The sequence below is a fragment of the Vibrio tasmaniensis genome (assembly GCF_024347635.1).
Taxonomy (GTDB): Bacteria; Pseudomonadota; Gammaproteobacteria; order Enterobacterales; family Vibrionaceae; genus Vibrio; species Vibrio tasmaniensis.
On record NZ_AP025510.1, the window covers coordinates 78402 to 90393 of the forward strand.

At 46.5% G+C, this 11992-nt stretch carries 5 protein-coding genes, 3 tRNA genes and 4 rRNA genes; 7 read left to right on the forward strand and 5 right to left on the reverse strand.

All coding sequences use genetic code 11. From position 1 onward, the window contains the following. Positions 1 to 12: 12 nt before the first annotated feature. The 7 genes from rrf (OCV44_RS00340) (at position 13) to OCV44_RS00370 (ending at position 5868) form a co-directional block, all read left to right on the forward strand. Positions 13 to 128, forward strand: a 5S ribosomal RNA gene (gene rrf, locus OCV44_RS00340). Between the two features lie 389 nt (positions 129 to 517). Further along, positions 518 to 2072 (forward strand): 16S ribosomal RNA (locus OCV44_RS00345). 68 nt (positions 2073 to 2140) lie between these two features. Next, positions 2141 to 2217, forward strand: a tRNA-Ile gene (locus OCV44_RS00350). 21 nt (positions 2218 to 2238) lie between these two features. Then, a tRNA-Ala gene (locus OCV44_RS00355) sits at positions 2239 to 2314 on the forward strand. A 300-nt stretch (positions 2315 to 2614) separates the two neighbouring features. After that, a 23S ribosomal RNA gene (locus OCV44_RS00360) occupies positions 2615 to 5508 on the forward strand. Positions 5509 to 5608: 100 nt separating this feature from the next. After that, a 5S ribosomal RNA gene (gene rrf / locus OCV44_RS00365) occupies positions 5609 to 5724 on the forward strand. Together the 16S, 23S and 5S rRNA genes with 3 tRNA genes alongside form the textbook arrangement of a ribosomal RNA operon. Positions 5725 to 5791: 67 nt before the next feature. After that, a tRNA-Asp gene (locus OCV44_RS00370) sits at positions 5792 to 5868 on the forward strand. Positions 5869 to 6006: 138 nt separating this feature from the next. On the opposite strand, the gene OCV44_RS00375 is transcribed toward OCV44_RS00370, so the two are convergent. The 5 genes from OCV44_RS00375 to hemC all read right to left on the reverse strand — a co-directional run bounded on the left by OCV44_RS00375 (position 6007) and on the right by hemC (position 11970). Further along, a protein-coding gene (locus OCV44_RS00375; RefSeq protein ID WP_157665725.1) for an IS630 family transposase occupies positions 6007 to 7042 on the reverse strand; the annotation gives its coding sequence in 2 pieces (ribosomal slippage) (positions 6007 to 6582 and positions 6584 to 7042; 1035 coding nt in all). 831 nt (positions 7043 to 7873) lie between these two features. Beyond that, positions 7874 to 9055 carry a heme biosynthesis protein HemY gene (locus tag OCV44_RS00380; protein ID WP_139685717.1) on the reverse strand — a complete coding sequence of 394 codons (1182 nt, stop codon included), beginning with the start codon at positions 9053 to 9055 and terminating at the stop codon, positions 7874 to 7876. Further along, a complete protein-coding gene (locus OCV44_RS00385) occupies positions 9055 to 10281 on the reverse strand; it encodes a uroporphyrinogen-III C-methyltransferase (RefSeq protein ID WP_139685716.1) in 1227 nt (408 codons plus the stop codon). The genes OCV44_RS00380 and OCV44_RS00385 overlap by 1 nt, the downstream gene beginning before the upstream one ends. Positions 10282 to 10300: 19 nt before the next feature. Continuing rightward, positions 10301 to 11029 carry a uroporphyrinogen-III synthase gene (locus OCV44_RS00390; RefSeq protein ID WP_139685715.1) on the reverse strand — a complete coding sequence of 243 codons (729 nt, stop codon included), beginning with the start codon at positions 11027 to 11029 and terminating at the stop codon, positions 10301 to 10303. A gap of 2 nt (positions 11030 to 11031) precedes the next feature. Further along, the gene (gene hemC, locus OCV44_RS00395; RefSeq protein WP_009848205.1) at positions 11032 to 11970 is read right to left on the reverse strand and encodes a hydroxymethylbilane synthase; all 939 of its coding nucleotides are present in this window, start codon (positions 11968 to 11970) and stop codon (positions 11032 to 11034) included. Positions 11971 to 11992 lie beyond the last annotated feature (22 nt).

Consider the following 11992-nt stretch of genomic DNA (forward strand, 5'->3'; position numbering starts at 1 on the left):
AAACAAAATTTGCTTGGCGACCATAGCATTGTGGACCCACCTGATTCCATGCCGAACTCAGAAGTGAAACACAATAGCGCCGATGGTAGTGTGGGGCTTCCCCATGTAAGAGTAGGACATCGCCAGGCTTTAATTTCGACTTTGTCTATTTAATAGACAAGTCACCATAGAGTTCTAAGTTTCTTAGAGTTTTATGTTGACTTTCAAAGTGGAAAGCGTATTATACGCGTCCTGCTTACTTGCTAAGGCACTGAAAGCAAAGCTCTTTAACAATTTAAACCTATCAATCTGTGTGGGCACTCGTTGATGAATATCAAAACGTTTTATCGTTAGATAAAACAGATTCTTCGGAATCAAAATTGATTTCAATGAACTGAGTGACCAATACGAATAACTTCGGTTATTTGGCACAGTCAATTCATTACCATTCTGTTGGAATGGTAATAGCTTTAGAATTACATGTTTACTTCGGTAAATATTAGTTTTGAAGTCAGTATTCGTTGAGTCACAAAATCTTAAATTGAAGAGTTTGATCATGGCTCAGATTGAACGCTGGCGGCAGGCCTAACACATGCAAGTCGAGCGGAAACGACACTAACAATCCTTCGGGTGCGTTAATGGGCGTCGAGCGGCGGACGGGTGAGTAATGCCTAGGAAATTGCCTTGATGTGGGGGATAACCATTGGAAACGATGGCTAATACCGCATAATGCCTACGGGCCAAAGAGGGGGACCTTCGGGCCTCTCGCGTCAAGATATGCCTAGGTGGGATTAGCTAGTTGGTGAGGTAATGGCTCACCAAGGCGACGATCCCTAGCTGGTCTGAGAGGATGATCAGCCACACTGGAACTGAGACACGGTCCAGACTCCTACGGGAGGCAGCAGTGGGGAATATTGCACAATGGGCGCAAGCCTGATGCAGCCATGCCGCGTGTATGAAGAAGGCCTTCGGGTTGTAAAGTACTTTCAGTTGTGAGGAAGGGTGTGTAGTTAATAGCTGCGCATCTTGACGTTAGCAACAGAAGAAGCACCGGCTAACTCCGTGCCAGCAGCCGCGGTAATACGGAGGGTGCGAGCGTTAATCGGAATTACTGGGCGTAAAGCGCATGCAGGTGGTTCATTAAGTCAGATGTGAAAGCCCGGGGCTCAACCTCGGAACTGCATTTGAAACTGGTGAACTAGAGTGCTGTAGAGGGGGGTAGAATTTCAGGTGTAGCGGTGAAATGCGTAGAGATCTGAAGGAATACCAGTGGCGAAGGCGGCCCCCTGGACAGACACTGACACTCAGATGCGAAAGCGTGGGGAGCAAACAGGATTAGATACCCTGGTAGTCCACGCCGTAAACGATGTCTACTTGGAGGTTGTGGCCTTGAGCCGTGGCTTTCGGAGCTAACGCGTTAAGTAGACCGCCTGGGGAGTACGGTCGCAAGATTAAAACTCAAATGAATTGACGGGGGCCCGCACAAGCGGTGGAGCATGTGGTTTAATTCGATGCAACGCGAAGAACCTTACCTACTCTTGACATCCAGAGAAGCCAGCGGAGACGCAGGTGTGCCTTCGGGAGCTCTGAGACAGGTGCTGCATGGCTGTCGTCAGCTCGTGTTGTGAAATGTTGGGTTAAGTCCCGCAACGAGCGCAACCCTTATCCTTGTTTGCCAGCGAGTAATGTCGGGAACTCCAGGGAGACTGCCGGTGATAAACCGGAGGAAGGTGGGGACGACGTCAAGTCATCATGGCCCTTACGAGTAGGGCTACACACGTGCTACAATGGCGCATACAGAGGGCAGCAAGCTAGCGATAGTGAGCGAATCCCAAAAAGTGCGTCGTAGTCCGGATTGGAGTCTGCAACTCGACTCCATGAAGTCGGAATCGCTAGTAATCGTGAATCAGAATGTCACGGTGAATACGTTCCCGGGCCTTGTACACACCGCCCGTCACACCATGGGAGTGGGCTGCAAAAGAAGTGGGTAGTTTAACCTTTCGGGGAGGACGCTCACCACTTTGTGGTTCATGACTGGGGTGAAGTCGTAACAAGGTAGCCCTAGGGGAACCTGGGGCTGGATCACCTCCTTATACGAAGATAGTCACGATGAGTGTCCACACAGATTGATTAGGTTTAGAAAAGTAAAAGAGACGATATTGGGTCTGTAGCTCAGCTGGTTAGAGCGCTCGCCTGATAAGCGGGAGGTCGGTGGTTCGAGTCCACTCAGACCCACCAATATCGACTAGAAACAAAGATGGGGCTATAGCTCAGCTGGGAGAGCGCCTGCCTTGCACGCAGGAGGTCTGCGGTTCGATCCCGCATAGCTCCACCATCTTTAAGTGTTTTTATCTGAAAATATTTAAAAATGGTTTCGAAAGAAATCTAGCTCTTTAACAATTTGGAAAGCTGACTGATTGATTACTTACGAGTAATTCAATCAAATTTAAAAGTTCTCAATGTTTATCTTTCATTAGATAAACACAACAAACACATTCAAGTGTCTTGTATTCGAATCAAACGTTAGTTTGATTCACAATTGAGTCCGGCAAACAGTCATTGAGAATTAACCCTTCTTAATGACAACCAAAAACCTTGGTTAGTTGCCATACACTAAGACCCTTTCGGGTTGTATGGTTAAGTGACTAAGCGTACACGGTGGATGCCTTGGCAGTCAGAGGCGATGAAAGGCGTAATAACTTGCGATAAGCCCAGATTAGGTAGTAATAACCTTTTGAGTCTGGGATTCCTGAATGGGGAAACCCACTTACATAAGTAAGTATCCTGTTGTGAATACATAGCAACAGGAGGCAAACCGGGGGAACTGAAACATCTAAGTACCCCGAGGAAGAGAAATCAACCGAGATTCCGAAAGTAGCGGCGAGCGAAATTGGATTAGCCCTTAAGCTTTTAATGAGACAGATGAAGGCTCTGGAAAGTGCCGCAATAAAGGGTGATAGCCCCGTAATCGACATCTCATAATCAGTGAAAACGAGTAGGGCGGGACACGTGATATCCTGTCTGAATATGGGGGGACCATCCTCCAAGGCTAAATACTACTGACTGACCGATAGTGAACCAGTACCGTGAGGGAAAGGCGAAAAGAACCCCTGTGAGGGGAGTGAAATAGAACCTGAAACCGTGTACGTACAAGCAGTAGGAGCACCTTCGTGGTGTGACTGCGTACCTTTTGTATAATGGGTCAGCGACTTAATTTTAGTAGCAAGGTTAACCGTTTAGGGGAGCCGTAGGGAAACCGAGTCTTAACTGGGCGTACAGTTGCTAGGATTAGACCCGAAACCAGGTGATCTAGCCATGGGCAGGTTGAAGGTTGAGTAACATCAACTGGAGGACCGAACCGACTAATGTTGAAAAATTAGCGGATGACTTGTGGCTAGGGGTGAAAGGCCAATCAAACCTGGAGATAGCTGGTTCTCCCCGAAAGCTATTTAGGTAGCGCCTCGGACGAATACTACTGGGGGTAGAGCACTGTTAAGGCTAGGGGGTCATCCCGACTTACCAACCCTTTGCAAACTCCGAATACCAGTAAGTACTATCCGGGAGACACACGGCGGGTGCTAACGTCCGTCGTGGAGAGGGAAACAACCCAGACCGCCAGCTAAGGTCCCAAAGTATAGCTAAGTGGGAAACGATGTGGGAAGGCTCAGACAGCCAGGATGTTGGCTTAGAAGCAGCCATCATTTAAAGAAAGCGTAATAGCTCACTGGTCGAGTCGGCCTGCGCGGAAGATGTAACGGGGCTAAGCTATACACCGAAGCTGCGGCTACGTACCTTAGGGTATGTGGGGTAGGGGAGCGTTCTGTAAGCCGTTGAAGGTGGTCTGTAAGGGCTGCTGGAGGTATCAGAAGTGCGAATGCTGACATGAGTAACGATAAAGGGAGTGAAAAACTCCCTCGCCGGAAGACCAAGGGTTCCTGTCCAACGTTAATCGGGGCAGGGTAAGTCGACTCCTAAGGCGAGGCCGAAAGGCGTAGTCGATGGGAAACGGGTTAATATTCCCGTACTTCTTACAATTGCGATGGGGGGACGGAGAAGGCTAGGTGGGCCTGGCGACGGTTGTCCAGGTTCAAGTACGTAGGCGGAAAGTTTAGGTAAATCCGGACTTTCATTAACGCTGAGATACGATGTCGAGCTACTACGGTAGTGAAGTCATTGATGCCATGCTTCCAGGAAAAGCCTCTAAGCTTCAGATTGTAAGGAATCGTACCCCAAACCGACACAGGTGGTCGGGTAGAGAATACCAAGGCGCTTGAGAGAACTCGGGTGAAGGAACTAGGCAAAATGGTACCGTAACTTCGGGAGAAGGTACGCTCTTATCAGTGAAGTCCCTTGCGGATGGAGCAGACGAGAGTCGCAGATACCAGGTGGCTGCAACTGTTTATTAAAAACACAGCACTGTGCAAAATCGTAAGATGACGTATACGGTGTGACGCCTGCCCGGTGCCGGAAGGTTAATTGATGGGGTTAGACTTCGGTCGAAGCTCTTGATCGAAGCCCCGGTAAACGGCGGCCGTAACTATAACGGTCCTAAGGTAGCGAAATTCCTTGTCGGGTAAGTTCCGACCTGCACGAATGGCGTAATGATGGCCACGCTGTCTCCACCCGAGACTCAGTGAAATTGAAATCGCTGTGAAGATGCAGTGTACCCGCGGCTAGACGGAAAGACCCCGTGAACCTTTACTACAGCTTGGCACTGAACATTGAACCTACATGTGTAGGATAGGTGGGAGACTATGAAACCGCGTCGCTAGATGTGGTGGAGTCGTCCTTGAAATACCACCCTTGTAGTTTTGATGTTCTAACGTTGGTCCCTGAATCGGGATTACGGACAGTGCCTGGTGGGTAGTTTGACTGGGGCGGTCTCCTCCCAAAGAGTAACGGAGGAGCACGAAGGTGGGCTAAACACGGTTGGACATCGTGTGGTTAGTGCAATGGCATAAGCCCGCTTGACTGCGAGAATGACAATTCGAGCAGGTGCGAAAGCAGGTCATAGTGATCCGGTGGTTCTGAATGGAAGGGCCATCGCTCAACGGATAAAAGGTACTCCGGGGATAACAGGCTGATACCGCCCAAGAGTTCATATCGACGGCGGTGTTTGGCACCTCGATGTCGGCTCATCACATCCTGGGGCTGAAGTCGGTCCCAAGGGTATGGCTGTTCGCCATTTAAAGTGGTACGCGAGCTGGGTTTAGAACGTCGTGAGACAGTTCGGTCCCTATCTGCCGTGGGCGTTGGAAAATTGAAAGGGGCTGCTCCTAGTACGAGAGGACCGGAGTGGACGAACCTCTGGTGTTCGGGTTGTCATGCCAATGGCATTGCCCGGTAGCTAAGTTCGGAATCGATAACCGCTGAAAGCATCTAAGCGGGAAGCGAGCCTTGAGATGAGTTTTCCCTGGCACTATAAGTGTCCTAAAGGGTTGTCGTAGACTACGACGTTGATAGGCAGGGTGTGTAAGTGCTGCGAGGCATTGAGCTAACCTGTACTAATTGCCCGTGAGGCTTAACCATACAACACCCAAGGGGTTTTGTGGACTCAATAGAAAGACCAGACCTTGAATGCGTTTGAAGAGAAATACTTTTAAATAAGCTTTCCGAATTTTAAAATTTGCTTGGCGACCATAGCATTGTGGACCCACCTGATTCCATGCCGAACTCAGAAGTGAAACACAATAGCGCCGATGGTAGTGTGGGGCTTCCCCATGTGAGAGTAGGACATCGCCAGGCTTTAAATTAAATCTTTAGGTTGACCGACCTGGAGATATGGACGCTCACTTAGTGAGTTGACCACTGCGGAGTGGTAGTTCAGTTGGTTAGAATACCGGCCTGTCACGCCGGGGGTCGCGGGTTCGAGTCCCGTCCACTCCGCCACTTATCAGAAAGCCTAGTCTTACGACTAGGCTTTCGTCGTTTCTGGCGTATGAGTTTTAACTCTTGGTTACGACTTCCGTAAAGGTTGTTTATGGCCAGTAACCCACGATCAACCATTGATTATACCAATCCGGAAAATTAACTGATCAGGTTTATCCAATCCCTTCTGCTCATTTTTGTGACACGATCTTTGCACTCAAGAAATTCATTCCAAGCGCGACAAACCTTGGAAACAATGTCGTTATAATCAGTGAAACTTTGATTCGCTAGATAATGTTGTCGCAACCAACTCCAAACTTGCTCTATAGGGTTAAGCTCTGGCGAGTAGGGAGGAAGCTTAATAGTACTGACGTTATTAAACTCTCTCGCAATATCATCGGTATGCCAGCCTGCACCATCCATTATAACGACAGCATGACGTCCTTTTTCAGTAGCTTTAGATATCTGCTCTAAGTGATTTGTCATTATGTCCTTGTTAACCCAAGGAACCACTATGGCTTCGCCAATTCCTCTTTCAGGGCATACCGAACCAAACAAATAAGCGTATTCAAATTGCTGTTGTTTTACCACGCGAGGCCTCGTTCCACGAGTCGCCCAAAGACGTGTCGTTGTGTTCTGTTGGCCAAACCTAGCTTCGTCTTGAAACCAGACATCAACACTCTCTAGCCCAATATGGCCGGGGATCTTAAGGATCGTTTCTATTTTGAATTTTTTTAAAATCGTCTTGGATTTGCTGTGATTGTTTAGGGTGTTTGGAGCGAGAAGTTATCCAAGAGAAGCCCATGTGGTCGAGGAGATAATAGATAGAATTAGGGTGGTAGTATTTATCAAAGTTTTTCACGATGTAGTCATGTATATCGCTCCCGACAAGGCGCCCGCCTGAAGGGGACTCTGCTTCTTTCTTAATGAATGCACTGAGTTGTTTTCGTTGTTCTGCATTGAGGTATGCAGGTCTGCCTGTGCGAGGTTTTTCTTGAAGCCCTTCCAATCCTTCTTCAAGAAATACTTGAACCCATTTGTTTACACTAGTTCGACTGACTTTAAGGTATTTGGCAATTTGAGTGCGCGAGTGACCTTCTTTGAAGTGGGCAAGTGCTAGCAAGCGAACCTTCATTTGAATGGTTTTTTGTTGGCTTGCTAGCTTTTTAAAATCAGTATTATTAAGGCTATCCATGGCGATTTTCTGTAAGAGTTCGACGGCCTTAATTAGATCATATTTTTACTTTAATTGGTATAAGCTCTACATTAAGCGCACTCTGTGTAATGACTAAGTCTCGCTTTAAACTGGGAGGCTTTGTTGTATCGCAGCATTGGTTTCATCTAGAGTTTTAAGTCCGCTGCTATACACACCTTTCTTTAGGCTTGAATCAATAGATTAGTTACGAAGATTGAGCGTGCGTAAAAGATCCATCGCGTTGAGGCGTATTGCTGGGATGTGGGTTTTTCACCTAGTAATTACAATAGCTAAGCCCACTCTAATATCGATCTCACTTCGATTAAGTGATAACTACCACCGCGAAACGTTTTCTCTTTCTTCGCTACAACCCTCCAGCTACCTGTTCCTCATTCCTCAATAACTTATACATAGGTTTCAGCCAACTCTAATGGCTTCTACCGTGCTTTTTTCATAATTGACTAAGCTATCTACGCATTGACCTAAAGTGTCTCCCTGTGCTTTTTGGGAGACCTTGTGAGTGATTTCATGGTGATTTAACTTTGCGACTTAAAATCAGTACTTATAGAGCGTTAATGATATTTGAAAGGCAATGAGCAATATGTATTCGTTGTAGGTAGTTAAGAGCTAGGTAGGTTTAATTAGGAATGGACTGTTATGTTGATGAAGCTTCGATCAACTTAGGTTGGAGGATTTGAAGGCTATTAGAAGGATGACTATTGTTCTTTCTCCTAAGTGTTTTGACTATCGGTACTTCGGAAGTTATCTAGGGCAAACTGCAGACATAAAAAAGCCGATGCTTAGCATCGGCTTCATTTTAGATGTACTAAATTAAGCTGGTTGAACTAGAGCGAGTGCCTTACGGGAAACTTCATGAGCTGCTTTGGTCAGGTTCTGCTTCTCTAGCGCATCAGATAGGTATCCGTAATCTGAAACATTAGAGCGAAGTGCTAGTGCTTTCTCGAAGTGGGTTTGTGCTTCTGCCCACTTCTGTTCTCTTAGGTAGAACTGAGCCAATGCGCTGTGTGCTTCGGCATTGCCACAATCTTTACTGATGGCGCGCTCTAGCATCACAACGACTGGGTGGTGATCGGCAAGGTTAAGCTCTGGAAGCAACATGTAGAGCTCATTTGAACCACTCTTCGCAATGTTCTCTTTGATCACTGTGAAGGCTTCTGAGTCAGCTTTACGAGCGATCAGTTGCTTCACAAAGCAGGAAACAAGGTGAGAGCTTTGTTTCTGTTTTCTTGAAAGCTTGTTCCAATGGCTGATTAAACCTTCGCTACCTTGCTGCTGTGCGACATCGTGAAGTAAGCCACATTGTGCTTTCTGTTCCAACTCAACTTGCTCTTCAGCTGTAAGAAGCTTGTTCTTAGCCAACTTAGGCGTTAGCTCTAACAATGGCTGCCACAACTTAAGCTGCATGTAAGTGGCTTTTAGCAGGCCAAGTACAGCAGTGTTATTCGGGTACGAACCTTTCAATGTTGAAAGTGTATCGAAAGCCGCTTCGTAGTTCGACTCACTGATCTGTTGTTTTGCTTTAGTTAGCTCAACGGCCAGTAGAGAGTCCTCTTGTTGGCTAGCAAGCTCGATGTACTTATCACGCTCACTCGTATTACCTTGCTCGTGCGCCGCTTGAGAAGCGACTAAATAACAAAGTAGAGGCATGTCGTGATGGTTAGCCCAACGAGTTACTTTCTTCTCAGCGCCTTTCCAGTCACCTTCAAGAAGCTTGATGATGCCTTCATTTGTATAACGACGAGAGCGTTTCAGTTTACGAACACTGAACCAGTTCCAAGTAGTTGAGCTTGCGTACATAAGCTTTTTAAATAGGTACTCTAAGCCGAATAGAGCCGCTAGAAGAGCAATGACAAAAATAACCAGTGTTGTCACGCTCATTTCAATGGTCTTATTTGCTATCGAGATCAGGACATAACCTTGTTGACCTGAGAACTGAGTTCCAACAATTAACCCAGCACCTAGAACGAGAAAAAGAAAAATCCAACGAATCATTATTTCTCCTCCGTGGTCATAACGGTGACTTCACGACGTAGGCGCTCACGTATCACATCTGACAACTCATTTTGAGACTCAAGTTTTACAGGGTATTTCACAGAGATGTTTTGTTCACTTAACTGTTTAACCGCTTTCTCAAATTCAATCACTGAGTTGTTATCTTGGTTTAGGTACGCTTTCGACCACTCGTTAGCGGTATTAAGTGCTGCACTGTAGATATCACCTTGCTCTTTGTAGACAGCGCGAATTGCGGTCTCTAATTTGCCCTTGATATTCTCACGTAGGTAGAAGTGTTGCTCGGGAGAGAGTAGAGGGATGACTTCACCATCACGACTGCGGAAGGTGATGAAGTTTTCTGAGAAGTCTTTCATCGACGTCATCAGGTTGTTCTGCCAATCATTAATATCTTTCGATACCGCTTTTTTCTCAACAACTGCAGCTTCTGGAAGAATTGCATTGGCAAGCGGTAGCGTATCGACTTGCTGTTGTAGGCTTGTGATGCGTAGAACTAAGCCATCGCGGTCGATAAGAGGAATAGTGCGAAGCTTAGTAATATCATTGGTCATTGATTGGCGCAGTGATACCAAGCTTGGGTCATTTAGTGCTGCGATACGTTGATCGGCGCTTTCCATTAGTTTGGTTGCGCTAACGGCATCATGCTCAAGGAACAGTTTACGGCCTGCTAGTTTTACTAGGTAATCGGCTTCAGCAAGCAACCAGTCATTCGGTCGACGGCCTTTAACGTCAGCTACTGCTAACTGCAGGCTTTGAATACTTTTTTGTTGCTGGGATTGTACGACCTGAGTTTTCTCCACTGCGTGAGAAGCTTCTTGGATAGTCTCTTGCTTGATGGTTTGCAGGTCTTTATTTACTGCAGATTGGGTATTTTGCAGTTGTGTTTGAAGAGCCGAGATTTGAGCCGAGTACTCAGCGTTCTTTTGCTGCATTTGAAATGCGATACCGCCACTGAAAATAATAGAAATAGCGATCGCAATAGCGCCTAGTTTGACACCGCGCTTACCTTGCTTTTCTGCTTTCTCAATTTGCTCTTTATGTTCTGCTTGAGGTTGATCACTTTGAGCAGTATTTGACGCAGAGGCATCAAGTTTTTGTTCAGGTTGTTTCGTCTCTGTAGATTCAGCATTTTCGTTTTCAACAACTACTGGCTGAGTGTCTTGTTTCTTTTCAGGTTCAATATGCTCATTATTTTTTTTGCTTGTCATGCTTATTTCCTGTTTCTAGCTAGGGCCGGAGAGCAGCCAGTAATATTTGGTTCGTAGCACTGTGAGTATTGGTCACGTTCGAGAAGCCGAGTTGTTGTGCTCGTTCTACTATGCGCTGGCTTGGGACAAATAGATGTCTTGTTGAAAGCCAAGCCAAATACTCATCAGGGGTAATTGAGCAGAGATACTCCAATTGTTCCTGACTAGTGATGACAATTTTGGACGTTTTATTGTTTACCCATGTTTGATAGGTATTGTGGTCGCTAATAGGAATATATTCTCTACGGTAGGTCTCACAATAAGAGACTTGTGCACCCCTATTAAGTAAAGAATCTCGAATGAGCTCACGTCCACCATTTCCACGCAGTATCAAAATGGATTTATTATCTACGCCATTAAGTTCAGTAAGTTTGAGAAGATGTTCACTATCACTCACTTGAGGATAGTTTACTTTTTGTTTACAGGCTTTGCTTAAAACGTGCGCAGTTTTTTGACCAACGCCAAGATAAAGCGGCGAAATTGGCCAAATGGATGAGGTTTTTGAAAGGATGTTTTGAGCTGCGGTCACGGCGTGGTGACTGACTGCAATAATGATATCGCTGTTATTAAGCTTGGTGCTTAAATCCGATGAGTTTGGATTATCAACGATACGAATCAGCGGATGATGGATTGCTTGAATTCCTTCATCCGCTAGTTGTTGGCAAAGCGATTGTCCCTCTAGGCCGGGACGAGTCACCAACACAGTCATGATTATTCTTGGTCAGCGTAAAGCTTGGTTAAGATTTCTCTTGCACCATCATCCAGCAATTGATTTGCCAGAGTCACGCCAAGTGCTTCTGCATCTTTGCGAAGGCCAGAGATCTCACCACGAACCATCTTAGAACCGTCCGGTTCACCAACTAATGCACGTAGCCAGATGTTGTCGCCATCTAATAGTGAATAGCTACCGATAGGCACCTGGCAACCGCCTTCCAGAGTAAGGTTCATAGCACGCTCGCAAAGTACGCGATCAGCTGTGTCTTTGTGATTCAGCGGCTCAAGAAGCTTGATTAGACGTTCATCATCTAGACGACACTCAATACCAACAGCGCCTTGCCCTACAGCAGGTAGAGACTGTTCTGGTTCGATAAAGCTGCGGATGCGTTCTTCCAGTTCTAGACGCTTAAGGCCGGCAGCAGCGAGTACGATCGCATCGTATTGACCATCATCGAGTTTACCTAAACGAGTACCAACGTTGCCGCGCAGCTCCTTGATGATTAAATCTGGGCGGTATTCTAGCAACTGACATTGACGACGTAGGCTACATGTACCTACGACAGCACCTTGTGGTAATTCATCGATGTTGTTGTATGTATTTGAAACGAAAGCATCACGAGGATCTTCGCGCTCACAAATAGTTACTAGACCTAGACCTTCAGGGAAGTCGACCGGTACGTCTTTCATTGAGTGAACCGCTAGGTCAGCACGACCTTCTAGCATTGCTACTTCAAGTTCTTTAACGAATAGCCCTTTACCGCCTACTTTAGCAAGTGGCGTGTCTAGGATGATGTCACCTTTGGTCACCATAGTTACCAACTCAACCTCTAAACCAGGGTGAGCAGCTTGCAGTGCATCCCTTACAAAGTATGCCTGCCAAAGGGCAAGAGGGCTTTTTCTGGTCGCGATACGGATTGGTGCTGAATTTGTCATGGTGTTTCCGATATAGGTTCTG